Source organism: Collinsella sp. AM20-15AC (assembly GCF_003471405.1).
In the GTDB taxonomy this organism is placed as follows: Bacteria; Actinomycetota; Coriobacteriia; order Coriobacteriales; family Coriobacteriaceae; genus Collinsella.
In genome coordinates, this window is sequence record NZ_QRJA01000012.1 from 1 (window position 1) to 17,932 (window position 17,932).

Genomic DNA, 17,932 nt, shown 5'->3' on the forward strand with positions numbered 1-17,932 from the left:
CGACTCGCTTCGGATCGGACGCTACACCAACTTTCTCGACACTACCAGGCTGAAAATATCGTGTGTAATAAAGGTGCGTAGTAGTCTCGTCTTGATTGGCAGATGTAAATAAACGGTGGAACGGCTGTAAAAGAGCCTTGCCACTGGGTAAAATCAGGATGTGCCGCGGAACCCGCTCCTCAGTCGGTCAACTTTGGAAGCGCGGGCAACGCAGGTGCTATCGTCTTAAAGGGTCGGCTGCAACCGACCCTTTTCTATGACTCCCTTCGCTATCCGTTACTGCTTATATTCCCGCCAGATCGAGTAGAGGTTCCGGGCAATGCCGGTCACATACATCGAGAGGCGCAGGATTTCAAGAAACAAGTTCATAGTTTGAATTGAGCCAGCATCTGCCCGAAGGTGCTGAGCTCGAACGGCTCATAAATGAGCGAATCGCCGTCCGCGGTCCTGTAGACCCCGCAGGGGAGGTAACGCCCGTCGGGGAGGATATAGAGGCTGGCTTCTTCCTTCAGTCCTACTGGAAATAGCGGAATCCCGTTTCGTCCACTTGGAACTCGTCTATATTTGCGGCCTTCCTCTCCATGATGCCTCCTGCCTTATTTCTTGAATGGCGCCCTAAAACAGGCAGCTCTCAATCAACTCTTTACCGCGCAGGGTGTCGACCCACTCCTGCGGGATGGCGTCGATGCCGTATGCCGTGCCTGCGAGCGCGCCGGCGACGGCTGCGGTGGTGTCGGCGTCGTCGCCTAGGTTGACGGCGGCAAGCACGCATTCTTCGTAGCTGTTGGTGTTCACAAAGCACCAGGCGGCAGCCTTAAGCGTGTCAAGCACGAAGCCGCCAGACCTGATTTCGTGCTCAGGCACGCCTTTCAGGTGGAGTGCCCACGAGGGGAGCGCGTCGTTCATCACGGTCCTCATCAGCTCGACAAATATGACGCATGCATCGGTTGACGTTCTGTGGGCGTGCGTAATCGCGGAGACCTCGCTGACCTCTTCGTCTGTCGCATCGGTGAACGCCAGGGGCGCGATGCACATGAGCGATCCGTTGCCGTTGTCGCGCTCGCCGGAGCCTCCTTTGCCGGTGTGCAAGGCGCGGGCGGTTGTGCCGCCGTAATCGAAAACGCCGTCGATTGTATACTCGTCACGGGCAATCCAGCCGACGAACTTGTCGCGCATGTCCGCGGTGTCGATGTGCCCGAGCTCCCTAATCGAGTCGCAGGTAGCAAGCGTCATGGACGTGTCGTCGCTCCAGGTGCCGTCGGGCTGCCCATGCGTGCCGTAGCCGATCATGTCGGTGCATTCGAATGTGCCGCGGGGCCTGAACTCGTAGGGAACGCCCAGCGCGTCGCCGACGGCAAGCCCATAGATGCAGTCGCGCAGTGTCGTTTTCGGTCTGTCTGTCATGGAGCGCTCCTCTTATGTCGGGGGATATGAAACGCCGTCGGGGGTATCGGTCGCAACGTGCTGCTACCCTTGCGCTTCGCCATTAGTCGCTTCGTTGATGGCGCGGTACTCGGCACTCAGCTCGCGCGCCAGCTCTTCCTTGCTTGGAAGATACGGCAAGTATTTGGCGGCAAACACTTGGTCGTTGTCTTCGGGCAGCGTGTACTCGACAATCGAGTCGCTTTTGTCCGCGCAGAGCACGATGCCTATAGGCGGATTGTCGCCTTCGTTCATGAGCTCGCGCGTGTAGTAGTTCACGTACATTTGCATCTGGCCCAGGTCCTGATGCGTAAGATCGTCCGTCTTAAGGTCGATGAGCACGAAGCAGCGCATCAGATAGTTGTAAAACACAAGGTCAATATAGAAATGGCGCCCATCAAAGGTGATGCGCTTTTGGCGCGCCTCGAAAGCGAAACCACGGCCAAGCTCCAGCAGGAACTTCTGAAGATGCGTGATGAGCGCCTGCTCTAGATCGCTCTCGCGAAACGCAGTATCGTCCGAGAAACCTAAAAACTCCAGTACATATGGATCGCGGATGATATCCTCGGGCGACGAGCCGGGGCGCTCTCTTGGATTTCCTGGGTGACGGCCTCCTTGTCCTTGCTGGCAAGCAGGCGCTCGCGGAACATGGTGTTGATCTGACGCTCGAGCTGACGCGTGCTCCAACGAGAATCGGCGCATTCGTTCATGTACCAGGCGCGAGCATCGGGGTCGGGAATGCGCATCAACCTGCGGTAATGAGTCCAGCTCAATTCGCTACGCAGTGCGTCGCGAATTGGAAACGCAAGAAAGAACTGACGCATATTGCGAAGGTTTGCGATGCCAAAGCCTCTTCCGAAATCCGCGGTAAGCCTTCTGGAGAGGCCTGCAATCAATGCCTCTCCATATGCTGCGCGCTCCTCTCCGCCCTGTTCATCAACAATGCTCTTGCCGATTTCCCAATATGCCTCAACCATCGCAAAGTTAACGGCGGTATAGGCCTTGTCGCGAGCGGCGTTTAGAATCGAGGAAACCTGCTTGTAAAAAACTTCTGGCACGATTGCCGATTCTCCACGGTTTACCAGTTCGCCCATCACTGTCGCCCCACTTTCCTCTTATGGAATGCATCTTTATCGCATTTAGTTTAAAGCCTCGCGCGGACACGAATTGCTGTGCTGTCTGGCACCTTCGCATGGGAGCCTTGCGGTGACTAAAATGTGACCATAGAGGCAGTTTTAGCGAACCCCATGGGAGTGACACGCATGGACAACAACACCTTGCTGTTTCAGGACAAGGGTTCGGGTAGGTTTAAAGACGTCAAAATTTACCCTAACCGTATCGAGGTGCTCAAGAAGGGCGCTTTCGGCGGCAAGCACACCGAGATTGTCTACCTTAAGGACATCACGGGGGTCAACAGGATCAAGGGCCGCGACGTTTTTCTGCGTAACAGGCTGTTGACTGCCTGTGTCTTTAGCCTCAGCAGTCACGCGAGGGCGCAGGAATTCGTCAACGTGCTCAATATGGTGATGTGACCGGGCGCTTTCGAACACAAAAAACCGGGATGCAAGGAGTCGCACCTTGCATCCCGGCTGAGCTAAAACGGCGCTGCTGCATGCCGTTGGAGCTTTAGCGCTTGATCTCGATATCGTCGAGCTTGACGTCCATGGCCTCGGTCTTGGCCTTGGCGATATCATCGGCAAACTCCAGGGACTTCATCATGGTCTCGACGGCGTCCTTGTGCTCTTCGACATTGTCGATGCGCACGTACACGCTGCCGCCGTCAACGTCGGTGAAGTACTCGGTCGTCACGCCGCCCGTGTGCGTGTAGGAAGCGTTGCGCCAGGTCTTGCCGTTGTACTTAACGGGATCATTCTCGGTCCACTCAAAGTCGGTCTTCCACTTGGCCTCGTAGTCAAACAGCTCGTCGGCGTTCTTGTCAGGGTCGAAGACGGGGATGAAGCGGTCGCTGGCGTGCTCGCTCTTGGTGAACTTAAACTGGGCCCTGTCGGCCGTGTCGCCGGCAACGTCGGTAATCTCGACGCCCTCGGGGACCTCGACCTTAAACCAAATGAAGTCGGTCCTCATATCCACGGTTGGCTTTTCCGCGCCGCCGCCACCGCTGCTGCCGGTAGCGCCACCGCTTCCGCCACAACCCACCAGGGCAACCGCGGCAAAGAGGCTGATGCAGAGGGTGAGAATCGCTAAGGCCTTCTTTTTCATGGTCGTGTCCTCCTCAATCTGTAACCGCCCATGGATTACCTGCCTTTACTGTACGCGTGGACGGCTCGCTAGGGTGGGCCATGTGTCCCATTCTGAGGGCCGGATTTGCGCCGTTAAGTGGCAATATGCGCGGGTGTAAAAGAGGGGAGGGCCGATACTGTCGGCCCTCCCCGGGTTGGGTGCCCGTTGTTTTAATGGGGCGCATGTGCACGGGTGCGCGTAGGCGCGTGCGGGTGTCCCGTTACTTGATCTCGATGCTCGAAATCTCGACTTCGCGTGCCTCGGAAACTGCCTCTTCCATGTCATCGGGGAACTCGATGGAGTTGAGGAGCGCCTCGGCTTCTTTCTTGTGCTGGTCGAAGTTCGAGATGAGGACGTAGACGCTTCCCGGCTCAACATCGGTAAAAAGCATGGTTGAGATGCCACTGTTGTCCTCGTATGTTCCGACGAGCCACGTCCTGCCGTTATACTCGACGGACCCGCCATCCTTCCACTGGAACGTATCCCCCTTCTTTTCCGCCTGGTCGGCGTGGGATTCCTCGGCCGTCAGCGCTTTTTTCCAAACGGGGATAAAGCGATCGGCCGAGGCGTTCTCGTCTTCGGGGAAGGTGAGCTGGACCCTGTCGGCATTCTTGCCGGCGGAGTCGCTTACGCCAACGCCCCCGGGCATCTCGACCTTAAACCAGATAAAGTCAGTCTTTTCGGCGACGGGGGCCTTTTCCTTGCCTTCGCTCTTTGAGGTGCTGCCGCCTCCGCCCGATGCGATCCCGCCGCAGCCTACAAGGGCAAACGCGGCAAAGAGGGCGATGCAAAGGGAAAGGATCGATAGGGTCTTTTTCTTCATGATGGTGTCCTCCTTGTCTGTCGATGACATCGTGTGCCGCGGATTGCTGGGGCGGCGGTTGCGCGTGCACATGATGACTTTGTTTGCTGTGCGGTTATTCCTCCATTCGTCGTCCGGTGCCGTGATGAGCGTTGCCCCAACATAGGGCTCCTTACCTATATGTATGCCCCAGCTTGTGCTGCCCGGGAGTCTCGAAAGGTGGACCATGTGTCCCATGTTTGGGGCGCTGGGCGCATGGGACGGCACGGCTCAGCATCGTCTTTTCCATGTTGCGCAACAGCGTCTTGGGTGGGGGCGTATAGACTTGGCTGTGACAAAAGCTAAACCACGAAAGGTCGAACGATGTTCTGTCAAAAATGCGGACAGCAAGTTCCCGATGGATCGACGTTTTGTACGCACTGCGGGGCCTCGCTGGCGGGTGGTTCCGTGCCGACGCCTACGGGCGCTGGTCCTTCCTCTGCCCCGGGCCTAACCCAGTCGATGCCGCCGGTCGCGCCTGTGCCTCAAAAGCCTAAGAGCAAGGCGCCGGTCATTATCGCTGTGGCATGTGCTGCTGCGGTCCTCATCGGTGGCGGCACGGTGTTTGCACTCACGATGCTTAACGGGTCCAAGAGCTCTGGCACACAAATCTCGATGATCGATACCGGGTCTTCGGACGAGAAAGATTCTTCTGCCAAGAAGAAGAGCGACAAGTCCAAGTCCAAGGAGTCTGCGTCGTCGGATGACGAGGCCGTTCCCGAAGACGAATCGGCATACTACGGCTCGGGCGATTCGGACGATTACCTAACCGACGTGTATACGTACACGAACGACATGCATCCTTATAGCATGTCGATTCCCAATCGCTTTGAGATGGAAGATACTCCCAGCGGCAGTGGCGCCAGGTATGAGGATCCGGAGACGGGCTTTGTAATCAACCTGTTTGGCTACGTCAACATTAACGACGAAACCTCGCACGAGATGTTCGTCAACGCGGACACCTCGGGCAAGGCTGACCTCTATACCGCGGAGGGCGACAACTGGTACGTGGTTTCGTGGCGCGAGGGCGACACGATCATTTACGAAAAGACGATCGTCACGGATTCGACGATTGCCACGGCGCATTTGGAGTACTCGACTGCAAACCGCGACATGGGGTCGAAGATTATCGACACGCTGCTGCCGACGTTTCAGGTGGACTAGGCACCCGCGCCTATAGCAGGCAATCGGAAACGCCGATAGCCAGAGCTCCTGACAGCCTTTGTCTTATGGGCTAGACTGACTTGGACAAGATCGATGAATGGGACAACCGCTTCCTGGCGTCGTTGTCCCATTTTTTATTATGCGTGCGGCCCGTGGTGGCCGGCGCGGTGGGCAGAGGTGTTTCGATGAGCCAAGAGATGATGGATAAAACCTGCCGAGGGTTTGCCGAGGCGCTTGCCGCGCGCGAGCCGGTTCCCGGCGGCGGTAGCGCGAGCGCCTTTGTGGGCGCACTGGGCGCCTCGCTGTGCGGGATGGTCGCGCGCTACGGCGCAACCAACCCCGCGCTTGCCGATCGCGCAGACGATCTGACGCGCGCATTTGCCCAGGCAGACGAGCTGGCTCAGGAGCTCGTGGGTCTGGTCGCCGAGGACGTTCGTGCGTATGGCCAGGTGTCTGCGGCATACGGTATTCCTCGTGATGACCCGGCTCGACCAACTGCGATTCAAGATGCGTTGCATGTGGCAGCCATGCCGCCGTACCGCATTATGGATGCGTGCGGTCGTGCGCTGGCGCTGCTTGAGGACATGGCAGACAAGGGCTCGCGCCAGCTGCTGTCCGACGTGGCGTGCGGTGCCGTGTTCTGCCGCGCCGCCATGCAGGGTGCGAGCCTGACGCTCTTTGCCAACACCACATCTATGAAAGACCGGGCGCGCGCCGAGGAACTCGAGGCAGCGTGCGACGATCTGCTGGATACGTGGCTGCCGCGCGCCGATGCGCTGGCGCGCCGCGCCGCCGACGCCGCAAGGAAGAGGGGATAGCCATGGCCGAGCTGCTCAAGGGTGCTCCCGTTGCCCGTGCTTTGACCGAGGAGCTCGCTGCTCGCTGCGCCGCCCTGCGCGAACGGGGCATCGTGCCGACACTGGCCATCGTTCGTGTGGGCGAGCGCGAGGACGACCTGTCCTACGAGCGCGGCGCCCTCAAGCGCTGCGAGAAGGTTGGCATTGAGGCTCGCCGCGTTTTGCTTCCTGCCGATGTTTCGCAGGATGAGTTGCTGGCGGCTATTAAGGGCATCAATGCCGACCCCGCTGTTCACGGCTGCCTGATGTTTCGTCCGTTGCCCGCTGGGCTTGATGAGGATGCAGTTGCCGCGGCACTCGATCCCGCCAAGGACGTCGACTCCGTGACACCGGTTTCGCTGCTCACCGCGCTTTCGGGTCGTGGCGAAGGCTTTGCTCCCTGCACGGCCGAAGCCGTGTTGGCTTTGCTGGACCATTATGGCGTCGAGCTGGATGGGGCCAAAGTTGCCGTTGTCGGTCGGTCCCTAGTGATCGGCCGTCCCGTTGCCGCCATGCTTACGGCTCGCAACGCCACGGTGACGACGTGCCACACGCATACGCGCGACCTTGCTGCCGAGTGCTGTGCGGCCGACATCGTTGTTGCCGCGGTTGGACGCGCGCGCACGATTGGCACGGATGCGGTTCGCGAGGGCCAGACGGTCATCGACGTGGGCATTAACTGGGACGAGGCCGCCGGCAAGCTGGTCGGTGACGTCGATTTTGATGCTGCGGAGCCAGTTGTTGGCGCCATCACGCCCGTGCCGGGCGGCGTGGGCGCTGTGACAACGGCGATTCTCGCCAAACACGTGATTGAAGCGGCGGAGTGCGCATCGAAATAGGCGTTTTAGGCTGTATAGAGGGTCAGTTATATACCCACTGTGCAAAAAACGCCAAATATGAGTACTGTTGCAAAGATAGTCACATATGTTTTATGACATTTGGGCTTCCTAATGATATGCATTATCGTTAGGAAGCTCATTTTATTGAACCTATGGGGAATAACGTTGTCTTGCTTTTGGACAAATAGGGATTTTCGGCACTCATTACAAGGAAACTTGCTGCTACTAAATTGGTGACAGTACTCATATTTGGCATTTTTTGCACACAGAGGTCCCGAGGGGGTTCCGAGGGGTCGCGGTTTCGCCCTTTTTGCGCCGAAGCGATACACTGGTACCGTTTGATTTCTTCGCTCAAGGAGGATGCGCATGCCGTGCACAACGATTCTGGTTGGTAAGAATGCGAGCTACGACGGGTCGACGCTTGTCGCCCGCAACGAGGACTCGTCCAACGGGGTGTTTGAGCCCAAGCGTATGCGCGTGGTGCATCCCGACGAGCAGCCGCGCGTCTACACGAGCGTCCTGAGTCACCTGACCGTTGAACTGCCCGATAACCCCATGCGCTACACGAGCGTCCCCGATGTTGTCCCGGGCCACGGCATCTGGGCCGAGGCCGGTTTCAACGAGCTCAATGTGGGCATGTCCGCAACCGAGACGCTCACCACCAACGAGCGCGTCCGCGGTGCCGACCCGCTTGTGGACTACGTGCCCGCCAAGGGCAACGAGGGTGAGGACGGCTATGTGCCGGCGCAGCCTGGTGGCCTGGGTGAGGAGGATATGGTGACCCTGGTCCTGCCCTACGCCAAGTCCGCCCGCGACGGCGTTCGTATCCTGGGCGACCTGCTCGAGCGCTACGGCACCTACGAGAACAACGGCATCGCCTTTAGCGACGTGGACGAGATCTGGTGGCTCGAGACCATCGGCGGCCACCACTGGATCGCCAAGCGCGTGCCCGACGACGCCTATGTGACCATGCCCAACCAACTGGGTATCGACAGCTTTGACCTGGATGACGCTGAGGGCGCCCAGGCCGACCACATGTGCTCCGCCGACCTGCGCGCCTGGATGGCCGAGTGGCATCTGGACCTGACGCTTGGCGTCGATGGCGACGGCCCGGCCGTGGTCTTTAACCCGCGCGAGGCCTTTGGCTCGCACAGCGACAGCGACCATGTCTACAACACGCCGCGCGCCTGGTACATGCAGCGCTGCCTCAACCCCAGCGACGTGTGGGATGGCCCCGAGGCCGACTACACGCCCGAGAGCGACGATATTCCCTGGAGCCGCGTGCCCGAGCGCAAGGTGACCATCGAGGACATCAAGTACGTGCTTTCGAGCCACTACCAGGGCACGGAGTACGACTGCTACGGCAGCAAGGGTACGCCCGCCACACGCGGCGCCTATCGTCCCATCGGGATCAACCGCAACAGCCAACTCGCCGTACTGCAGCTGCGTCCCTATGCGCAGCCGGCCTACCGCGCCGTGCAGTGGATGGCCTTTGGCTCCAACTCGTTTAACGCGCTGGTTCCGCTGTACGCCAACGTCGAGACCATGCCCGAGTACTATGCCGACACGCAGGCTCGCGTAACGTCCGAAAACTTCTACTGGGCCAACCGCCTGATCGGCGCCCTGGCCGACGTCCGTTTCCATGAGTGCGGTCGCGCCGTGGAGGACTACCAGGAGAAGGTCGGCGGCATGGGCCACAAGCAGATTCACGACGTTGACGCTGTCGTAGCCACGCTGCCCGAGGCCGAAGTGCCCGCCGAGCTCGCCCGCGCCAACGAGGCCTTTGCCGAGCTCATGCGCGTGGAGACCGATGCCCTGTTGGGCAAGGTGCTCTACACCACGAGCTGCGCCATGAAGAACTCTTTCGCGATGAACGACAACATTAGGTAAAAGCCGTATTGCAGCGAACGAGCGGGGCAAACGCCGTCAAAGGCTTTGCCCCGCTCGATTTCTATCTTGGCGGTAAAACGATTTTGTGTCGTTCACTCAATCTTGGGTACAAGAAGGCCAATGCAGTTGTTCATGATTGGAGCCAACCATGGTTATGAAACTCGATCAGCTTGTTAACGGCGCCATTAACGTGGGCTTCGGTGCCGCCGCCGTTGCCGTCGAGGGCGGCAAGAAGGTTCTCGACGACCTCGGTACCAAGGGCGAGCAGGTCCGCAAGGATGCCGGCACCCCCGATATCGCCCGCAGCGTGTCCGATATGTTCGAGCAGGCGGGTGGCACCATCTCCGACCTGACCGAGCGCCTGGGCATGCAGGGCGAGACTGCGGCACAGCGCGTGCTCGATGAGCTCATCCTGGCTCGCGTCCGCGTTATGACCGCCCACGAGCGCACGGCCTTCCTGGCTCATGTGCGCGATATCGTCGATTCGGTCGAGGACAACGTGACTTCGGTGCCTGTCGAGTCTGTTGAGCCCGACGATGCAGAGGACGCCGAAGAGGCCGAGTAGTAGCGCAGATGGCAGATTCCACCACCGATTACAACAATCTAGATCCTTTGGGTGACGAGGCGGCGGTTGTCGATGAGGTCGATGCCGCCGTCTCGGGCGCTCGCAAGAAGCCGCGCGCTGTCGATATGGTCCCCGAAGAGCCCGACGCGATGGCGCCGGATGAGGAGTACCAGCTCACGCCGGCGGGCCGCCGCGAACGCATCGGGCAAATCGTTCGCCTGATCAAAAAGTACCGTGTGTGGGACAACCTCACGCCGGTTCGCCTGCGCCGTCTGCTCGAAGAGCTCGGCCCCATGTTCGTCAAGATGGGGCAGATTCTGGCCAACCGCTCCGAGATCTTGCCGCAGCGGTTTTGCGACGAGCTGCGCCGCCTGCGCTCCGACGTAGAGCCGGTGCCGTATGAGGTGGTGCTGCGTTGTCTGGAAGAGGAGTACGGCCAGCGCTTGGGGCAGATGTTCGACGCGATCGACCCCAACCCGCTCGGAAGTGCGTCGCTCGCGCAGGTGCACCGTGCCCGCCTGGTGACAGGTGAGGACGTGGCCGTTAAGGTGCAGCGCCCCGGCGCGCAGCAGGTCATGGCGCAGGACATCGACATCATTCGCTCGGTGGTGCGCATCGTTTCCAAGTTCGTCAACACCGATCAGTTTGTTGACCTGCACGGCGTGGTCGAGGAGCTGTGGACCTCGTTTCGCGAGGAGACCAACTTTTTGGCCGAGGCCAAAAACCTCAACGATTTCTATGAGTTCCATAAGAGCGTCCATGGCGTGACGTGCCCCAAGTCCTATCTGGATCTGTGCACCGAGCATGTCGTGGTCATGGATTACGTCGACGGCATCTCGATTGCCGATCCCGAGCGCTTGGTGGCCGAGGGCTATGACCTGGAAAAAATCGGTTCGGCGATTGTCGAGGACTATTCGACGCAGGTGCTCGATGATGGCTTTTTCCATGCCGACCCGCATGCGGGAAACATCATTCTCAAGGACGGCGTCGTTTACTTTATCGACCTGGGTATGGTCGGGCGCATGTCGAGCCACGACCGCGGTATCGTTAAGGACATGATCTTTGCCGTGGCCGAGGGCGACGTGCCCAAGCTCAAGGACTCGCTCATGCGCTTTGCCGTGACGCGCGGCGATTCTGCCGAGCTCGACCATTCGGCGTTTTTGTCCGACCTGGACTTTATCGTTGCCGACTTTGCGGGCCTCGATCTTAAGGACCTGGATATCGGCGAGTTTCTGACCTCGCTGCTAAATTTGGCGCGCAAAAACGACGTTGAGCTGCCGAGCGTGGTGACGATGTTCGCGCGCGGCATGGTGACGCTCGAGGGTCTGCTGACCGAGTACATGCCCAACGTCAACATGATCCAGATCATCCAGACGCATATCAAAAACGAGAAGAGCACCTATGCGCGCGTGCGCGATATGGGGCGCGATCTTGCCGCGAGCAGCTATCGAGCGGCAAAAGGTTCGCTCGAGGCGGCCGAGTATCTGGGCTTGGCGTCGCGTATGCTTACGCGCGGCCAGCTTAAGGTGAACACGCAGATCATGAGCAGCGATAAGGCACTGCGGCAGCTGGGTGGAATTATCGACCGCATGTCGATGGCAATTGTGATCGCCGGTCTGTTTATCGGTTCGTCGGTGGTGTACTATGCGCGTATCGAGCCGGTTGTGTTTGGTATCCCGGTCATTGGCTTTATGGGCTACGTGAGCGCGCTGGCGCTGGCACTGATGCTGGGCCGCGAGATCTGGCGCAATAGCCACGGCGGTAAGCGTTAGCGATTTCCCGGGGTCGGGGAAACGGGTTATTTTGCTCGGCACTTCATCCCCGCCCTTTTCTATCGCAAACCATAGCTTGTACCTTGGGCTTCGCCTGTGTGCGGGGCCCTTTTGCGTGCTACCATATCGACAGTAATAATCGATGGCCTAGATGGTGGTGCGGAGACGCACGAATGCGCGGTTTTCCTGCGCGTTTGGGAGAATCGGGGTGTAAGTCCCCGGCTGTACCAGTAACCGTAATTCCTCTTGGCCCGGGATGGTCGCGTCGCAGATCGGACGGCGCGCCCGGGTCGGTAAGGTTAAGTCGGATCGCCTCCCATCTTGTACGCGGCTGCGGCGTATGCTGCCGGTGTGCATAGGGCTCTGGAGGGAAGAGAGATCCCGATGGGGGAACTCGAGCGCAACATGCGCGATGACGTGGGGCAGCCTCAAGGCAACGCTCCAAGTACAGACAATGGGGGACAAATGGATATGTTTGAGGACGAGCGCGAGCGCGCCTCGTTGCATCGCCGTGGCGCGATTGCACGCGGTGTAGCCAAGCGCGGCCTGGTGGCATTCCTGGCCTTTGCGATGGCCTTTGGCACCACGCCGGCTCAGTTGTGGGCCGAGGGCGCCGAGGGCATTGCCGAGGCTGTGGCTCAGGCTGCGACGCCGGGCGAGGACGCAGCGCTTGCGGGCGGTGCCGCCGAGCAGAGCGGCGCCGAGGTTTCAGATTCTGGGAGCGCGCCCGCAGCTAGTGCCGCCACAACAGGGGCGGCAGCTGGCGACGAAGGCTCGGCGACGGGGGAGAACCCTGCCGCGAGTGAGCAGTCTTCGACGGTAGCCGCTGGCCAAGCAGGATCTGCCGCCGCGACTGCCGTCCAGACAGAGAACCCGACAGAAACCGGCGATGTCGCCAAGAAGCAAGTCGAGGTCTCGTTCTCGATTATCGGCATCGATGCCGACGGCAAGGCTCAGACCTGGGTGGCACCTACGCAACTCAAGCTCGACGAGGGCGCGACGGCTGCGGACGCCTTCGTTAAGCTGCAGCAGAAGGTGGGCTTCAAGGCGAAATACGATCCGAACACGGCATACGGTTTTTACCTCGAAAGCATCACGTCCCCGAGCGATGGCCGCACGCTTGCCTTCGATCCGGCGACTTATGCCTACTGGCAGCTGTTTGTTGACGGCGCGTCTTCCTCGGTTGGCGCGAGCGGCGTCAAGCTCACCCAGGGGCAGAAGATTGAGTTTGCCTATACGGCTGGTAGCTCGTCCCCTGTCGTTAAGGACCAGGTTGCCGCAAATGTGACCGTCATTGGTCGCGATGCCCAGGGCAAGACTCAGACTTGGGTCGATAACGCGCAGTATGTGGTGACGTCCGGCTCGAACGCACTTGACCTTACGAAGGTCGCGCTCGAGGCGAATGACATCGATGCCGTTGTTGCGGGCTCCTTCATTCTGAGCCTTAAGTACAACGGCGTTGAGCTGGGTAAGCCGCTCGATTATTCGACCTATTGGCAGCTGTTCATCAACGGCAAGTCGAGCGACTGCACGGCAGACAATGTCACCATTCATGCTGGCGATACCGTTACGTGGTTCTACGGTGGCTGGGGCGACCAGTTGCCCTCCGATTCTGTCCATGCTTCCGTTCAGGTCCTCGGTGAGGACAAGGACGGCAAGCAGCAGGTTTGGGCTTCGACGGGTCAGATGAGTCTCAAGGCGGGCTCTACTGCCAAGGATCTGCTGGAGCAGACTGGTCTTGATCTCGTTGCTAGTGAAGAGTCTTGGGGCTGGTACCTCAGCGGCATTAAATCGCCGCTTGACGGTAAGACCTATAAGTATGATCCTGCGACCCGCAGTTATTGGCAATTCTATGTAAATGGCAAGTCCGCCACGGTCGGTGCCGGCAACTACGAGCTCCAAGAGGGCGACGCCGTCACCTTTATGTATGGCGCTGACGCCGATGCCCTCCCCGGTCAGGTTCTTGGGTCTGTCGATGTTGTCGGCCCCGATGTCAACGGCAACAATACTTGCTGGGGCTCGGCAAGCAGTGTTTCTTTGCCCGAAGGCTCTACTGCCCAGAACCTTATTGAGACGGTCCTGAAGGCCAAGGGCGTTACGTACAACGGCTCCCAGAGTGGTGAGTACTGGTTCCTCAATTCCATCAACTCGCCGTTCGATCACAAGCCGTATGCCTGGGATGCTGCGACCAATAAATCTTGGCACCTGTATATCAATGGAGAGCCCTCCTTACTCTGCGCCAACCAGATTACGCTCAAGAGCGGCGATAAGGTTACGCTTGCCTATACCACCGACGATTCGCCCATGCCCGATCCCGACAAGATTGTCGTGGACCCGAGTGCGACGACTCCTGATTGGGATGCCGAGTGGGCCGGCTACGGCAACAGCGGCAACGGTACGTCCGTTACGGACGCCAAGACGCCTGCGCAGGCCGCCGGTCTTAAGTGGGCCTTCGATTGGAAGGCCGAGTCTGGTCAGCAGTATGCCAACTGCAGCGAGCCTGTCATTGCTAACGGTTTTGTGTACATCGCGACCGAGAACGAGCTCATTAAGATCGATTCGTCCACGGGTAAAAAGGTTGCCTCTGCGCCGCTTGCCTCCAAGGTGAGCTATACCTCTCGTCCGATCTATGCCAATGGCCTTATCATCGTTCCGCTCAACGGCGGTGCGGTCCAGGCGATTACTGCGGACAAGCTGATCTGCAAGTGGCTGACGCCTGGTTTGACGGACTTGACGCAGAGCTCCTGCACCGTGGTTTCGGATGGCGAGTACATCTATGTTGGTACGGTCGATATTTCGTATGACGAGAACTACAACGCGACCTACGGCAACGGCTCCCTGAAGCGTATCAAGATTGCCACGGGCGAAGTCTCTTGGCAGAACATTGACCCTTCCGAGGGCTATTATTGGACTGGTGCTGCGCTGACGGATAAGTACACCATTGTTCCTACGAGCGCGGGCACGCTTAAGTGCATTGATAAGACGACGGGCGATGTCGTTTCGACCATGAAGCTCGGCGCTGTCGCAAATGCCGATTGCATTGCCGATCCGTCCAATGGTTCGACCTTCTATCAGATGACGCACGACGGAATGCTCCATGTGATTTCGCTTTCGGCAAAGGGCGTGCTGAGTGAACAGAAGACGGTTGATCTGGGCCTTACGAATAATCTGAGCGCCCCTGCGGTGTCTGGTGACAATCTGATTGTCGGCGGACAGACGGCTAAGGGCTCTGCTCTGGTTCTCTATAACCTGAAGACGGGTAAGACCACGATGGTCGCTGCTGCCGACGGCAAGGCGCTGCCGGCTGGCCTCAACGGTATTGCTGCTACTCCGCTGGTGAGTGTTCAGGGCGGCAAGACCTACGTGTACTTCACCGTGAACAGCGCGGATAGCAAGGATTACGTCAACTACTCTGCTGGTGGTGGCGTGTATCGCTATACGCTCGGCGACGCAGAGGCGACGCAGATTTATGATGCGGCCGGCCATTACCAATACTGTGACTCTCCGGTCATTGCCGATGCTTCTGGCAACCTCTACTACATCAATGATTCGGGCATGCTGTTCAAGCTCGGGGCTGTTGAGTCTTGGACGGTTGCCTTTAATTCCAACGGCGGGTCTGCTTGCGACACTAAGTTTGTGACTACGGCCGATGGCAAGCTGGTCAAGCCGGCCGATCCGACGCGCGATGGCTATACTTTCAGCGGTTGGTATACCGATGAGGCTTGCACGCAGGCGTATGACTTTATCGCGCCGGTGACGGTCGATCTGACGCTGTATGCCAAGTGGACCAAGAATGCTGTTAACCCTGGCGGCAATGGCGGCTCTGGCTCCAATGGCGGCAATGGTGGCGCTGGTAACGGTTCCGGTGCTGGTGCCGGCACTGGCACGGGTTCTGGCTCCGGCACGAAGGGCCAGCAGGCCGGTGGCGCTATCGCCCCGGGTCAGAAGCCGGTGACCAAGACGACAGTGTCAACCAAGACCGAGACCAAGGACAACAAGTCCGACAAGAAGGACACCGATAAGTCCGATAAGAAGGACGACAAGAAGTCTGACAAGAAGTCTGACAAGAAGGACAGCAAGTCCGACAAGAAGTCCGATTCCAAGTCCGATACGGGTGCTGCTTCCACGACCACTGCTAAGAAGTCCTCTAGTGCTTCCGAGCAGGAGACTGGCACCAACCCGCTCGCCATTGTTGGCGTTGCCGCCGGCGTCATCGGCCTCGCCATCGTCGGCGTGTTCGTGTTCACCAAACGTCGGTAGGTGAGGGCTGTGTCCAATAAATCCAAGGACGCTGACCCCAAGCAACCAGATTCCTCGTTCATTCAGTTCGACGAAGCAAAGCAACAGGGCGCCGCTTCGGCGGCGTCCGCCCCTCGTCGCAAGACGCTCCTCGGCGTCCTGACTGCCGCGTGCACCATTCTGATCGTCGTCTCGCTGGGTTTCGTCCATCCTTCCGAGAGCGGTGCCTGGTCCATCGACTGGATCATTCAGACCGTGACGGGGGAGAGCGTCGTCACCAAGGACACCAAGGTGTCTGGCTCGACTACGACTTCGGGCGAGGCCAGTTCCAAGGATTCCAAGTCATCGAATGACGCAAAAGATGAGTCCAAGCATTCTGATGAGTCCAAGTCCAAGGACGATTCCGAGTCTTCAAACAAGGAATCGGACAAGAACTCGGATAACAAGAAGTCCGAGGACCAGGACGGCAAGAAGTCTGGCGATAAATCCGCTGCCCAAAATACGGGAGCCGGTGATACTTCCAATGCGTCTGGCGGTGCTTCTTCGGGCGGTGGCCAGTCGTCTGATGGAGCCTCATCCTCTAATGGCGGAAACGCCTCCTCGGGCGGCCAGAGCGGCTCGCAGGAGTCCAGCTACGTTACGGTGACGGTTTCGGTCACATCGAGCGCCGTGGGCAATCCTGTGTCTTCTGGTGGCACCTTTACCTTTAACGAAGGCGCTACCGTCTACGATGCCCTGTGCGCGCTGGGCCTTTCTGTCAGCGCACATGGCTCGTCGTACGGCACGTATGTCTCCGCGATTGGTGGTTTGGCCGAGAAGCAGTACGGCGGCACGAGCGGCTGGATGTACTCCGTCAACGGCGCAACGCCCATGACGGCCTGCAGCAACTACGTTCTCTCCAATAGCGACAACGTGGTCTGGTATTACGTAACAGGCTAGAGGCCTCGACATAGCGCGCCAGACGGGCGGTTCGGACAAACATCCGGGCCGCCCGTTTTTCATGCGAATGGGACTGGTTCGCCGGGTCTCTCGACAAACAAAAAACCGGTTGGAATGGGAATTCCAACCGGTTATACATTCAAGCAAATAGTGAATCGACTACGACCGTGCGCCCTCGAGGAAGAAGCGGCGGCTGAAGTAGTTGTACCAGGTGACGAGGAACGTGGCGATGGCCTTCATGGCCTGGTAGCCGATGCTCAAAAACGTGACGCCCACAAACATGTACAGGTCGTTGAGGCCCAGGCCGATCACCGACAGGATGGTGAAGATCGTGAACTCGCGCTTGCGGCTCATGCCCTCGCGATGGTCGAACACGTACTTCATGCTGAGCCAGTAGTTGACCACGACGGACGTGATGAACGAAACCGTGGTGCTCATCAAAAAATCGAGGTGGAACAGCTCGACAAGCGCAATGAGCATACCCCAGTCGATGCCAAAGGAGATAAGACCCACGACGGCAAACTTGAGGAACTGCTTGGTATGAGGTTGTGCCAGCGCCTTGCGCACGTAATCACATCCAATGCGTTGATGAATCGAGCAGAGGATACTTTAGAGCTTTTGCAAGGGAAACGTAAGGTCTTTGCCAAGAACTATACGAACTCGCCAAATTTTCAAGAGCTAATCCGCAAACGTTGAAAATTTGCTCGTAAACGAGCAAAGCCCACGAACAACACAGCGCTTGACGCGCGTCATCCGTGGACATTGTAAAGCTGTAAGGTTGCGAGTTACTTGGTCTCATCGCCTTCCAGGAAGATCTTTCGGGTCACAAAGTTGTAGACCATGACAAGCGCGGTGGCGCAGATCTTGGCGATATTGGCCTCGAGTCCCAGGCCGGCGTTGAGTGTCAACACGATACCGTCGTTGAGTGCCAGGCCGATCACGGACAGCACGACAAAGATAATGAACTCGCGGCGGCGGCTCATGCCTTCCTTGTGCGCAAACACGTACTTCATGCTGGCGACGTAATTAAAGATGAGTGAGATGATAAAGCCGCTGGTGTTGGCGATTAGGATGTTAAGGCCCAGACCGTAGTGGAGCAGATTCATGATGCCAAAGTCGATGACCGTGGCGACGATGCCGACGACGCCAAACTTCATGATCTGCGCAAGGAGCTTCTGCATGGT

General features: G+C 58.7%; 16 protein-coding genes. 9 read left to right on the forward strand and 7 right to left on the reverse strand.

The window, feature by feature from the left end; all coding sequences use genetic code 11:
• Window positions 1–615: 615 nt before the first annotated feature.
• The 3 genes from DW233_RS05275 to DW233_RS10445 all read right to left on the reverse strand — a co-directional run bounded on the left by DW233_RS05275 (window position 616) and on the right by DW233_RS10445 (window position 2,480).
• Window positions 616–1,404 (reverse strand): ADP-ribosylglycohydrolase family protein, encoded by a 789-nt coding sequence (locus DW233_RS05275; protein ID WP_118267087.1) that lies wholly within the window; start codon window positions 1,402–1,404, stop codon window positions 616–618.
• 63 nt (window positions 1,405–1,467) lie between these two features.
• Window positions 1,468–1,983, reverse strand: a complete 516-nt coding sequence (locus tag DW233_RS10440; RefSeq protein WP_233547953.1) for a DUF1016 domain-containing protein — start codon at window positions 1,981–1,983, stop codon at window positions 1,468–1,470.
• Window positions 1,950–2,480, reverse strand: a complete 531-nt coding sequence (locus tag DW233_RS10445) for a DUF1016 N-terminal domain-containing protein (RefSeq protein ID WP_233547949.1) — start codon at window positions 2,478–2,480, stop codon at window positions 1,950–1,952. The genes DW233_RS10440 and DW233_RS10445 overlap by 34 nt, the downstream gene beginning before the upstream one ends.
• Window positions 2,481–2,684: 204 nt before the next feature.
• Here DW233_RS10445 and DW233_RS05285 point away from each other — a divergent pair, with 204 nt between their 5' ends.
• Window positions 2,685–2,954, forward strand: a complete 270-nt coding sequence (locus DW233_RS05285) for a hypothetical protein (protein ID WP_118267089.1) — start codon at window positions 2,685–2,687, stop codon at window positions 2,952–2,954.
• Window positions 2,955–3,048: 94 nt separating this feature from the next.
• Here the strand turns inward: DW233_RS05285 and DW233_RS05290 are convergent, their stop codons facing one another.
• The gene (locus DW233_RS05290) at window positions 3,049–3,642 is read right to left on the reverse strand and encodes a hypothetical protein (protein ID WP_118267091.1); all 594 of its coding nucleotides are present in this window, start codon (window positions 3,640–3,642) and stop codon (window positions 3,049–3,051) included.
• Window positions 3,643–3,883: 241 nt separating this feature from the next.
• Window positions 3,884–4,486, reverse strand: a complete 603-nt coding sequence (locus DW233_RS05295) for a hypothetical protein (RefSeq protein WP_118267093.1) — start codon at window positions 4,484–4,486, stop codon at window positions 3,884–3,886.
• A 342-nt stretch (window positions 4,487–4,828) separates the two neighbouring features.
• Between DW233_RS05295 and DW233_RS05300 the strand changes: the two genes are divergently transcribed.
• The 8 genes from DW233_RS05300 to DW233_RS05335 all read left to right on the forward strand — a co-directional run bounded on the left by DW233_RS05300 (window position 4,829) and on the right by DW233_RS05335 (window position 16,748).
• On the forward strand, window positions 4,829–5,668 hold the full coding sequence (locus DW233_RS05300; protein ID WP_118267095.1) for a zinc ribbon domain-containing protein: 840 nt from the start codon (window positions 4,829–4,831) through the stop codon (window positions 5,666–5,668).
• A gap of 185 nt (window positions 5,669–5,853) precedes the next feature.
• Entirely contained in the window at window positions 5,854–6,486 is a 633-nt protein-coding gene (locus DW233_RS05305; RefSeq protein WP_118267097.1) for a cyclodeaminase/cyclohydrolase family protein, read from the forward strand.
• Window positions 6,487–6,488: 2 nt separating this feature from the next.
• Window positions 6,489–7,343: a bifunctional 5,10-methylenetetrahydrofolate dehydrogenase/5,10-methenyltetrahydrofolate cyclohydrolase gene (locus tag DW233_RS05310; protein WP_118267099.1), complete on the forward strand. Its 855-nt coding sequence runs from the start codon at window positions 6,489–6,491 to the stop codon at window positions 7,341–7,343.
• A gap of 366 nt (window positions 7,344–7,709) precedes the next feature.
• Complete coding sequence (locus DW233_RS05315) at window positions 7,710–9,233, forward strand: C69 family dipeptidase (RefSeq protein WP_118227280.1); 1,524 nt, start codon at window positions 7,710–7,712, stop codon at window positions 9,231–9,233.
• Between the two features lie 148 nt (window positions 9,234–9,381).
• Window positions 9,382–9,798 (forward strand): hypothetical protein, encoded by a 417-nt coding sequence (locus DW233_RS05320; RefSeq protein ID WP_118267101.1) that lies wholly within the window; start codon window positions 9,382–9,384, stop codon window positions 9,796–9,798.
• Window positions 9,799–9,806: 8 nt separating this feature from the next.
• Window positions 9,807–11,570, forward strand: a complete 1,764-nt coding sequence (locus tag DW233_RS05325; RefSeq protein ID WP_118267103.1) for an AarF/ABC1/UbiB kinase family protein — start codon at window positions 9,807–9,809, stop codon at window positions 11,568–11,570.
• A 465-nt stretch (window positions 11,571–12,035) separates the two neighbouring features.
• Complete coding sequence (locus DW233_RS05330; RefSeq protein WP_158567809.1) at window positions 12,036–15,830, forward strand: DUF4430 domain-containing protein; 3,795 nt, start codon at window positions 12,036–12,038, stop codon at window positions 15,828–15,830.
• Window positions 15,831–15,839: 9 nt separating this feature from the next.
• Window positions 15,840–16,748, forward strand: coding sequence for a DUF4430 domain-containing protein (locus DW233_RS05335; RefSeq protein ID WP_233547950.1), 909 nt, complete (start codon window positions 15,840–15,842; stop codon window positions 16,746–16,748).
• Between the two features lie 159 nt (window positions 16,749–16,907).
• Here DW233_RS05335 and DW233_RS05340 read toward each other — a convergent pair whose 3' ends face one another.
• Together DW233_RS05340 and DW233_RS05345 are read right to left on the reverse strand one after the other, a co-directional pair.
• Complete coding sequence (locus DW233_RS05340; RefSeq protein WP_022095123.1) at window positions 16,908–17,315, reverse strand: GtrA family protein; 408 nt, start codon at window positions 17,313–17,315, stop codon at window positions 16,908–16,910.
• A gap of 218 nt (window positions 17,316–17,533) precedes the next feature.
• Entirely contained in the window at window positions 17,534–17,929 is a 396-nt protein-coding gene (locus tag DW233_RS05345; RefSeq protein WP_055250892.1) for a GtrA family protein, read from the reverse strand.
• Between the last annotated feature and the right edge of the window lie 3 nt (window positions 17,930–17,932).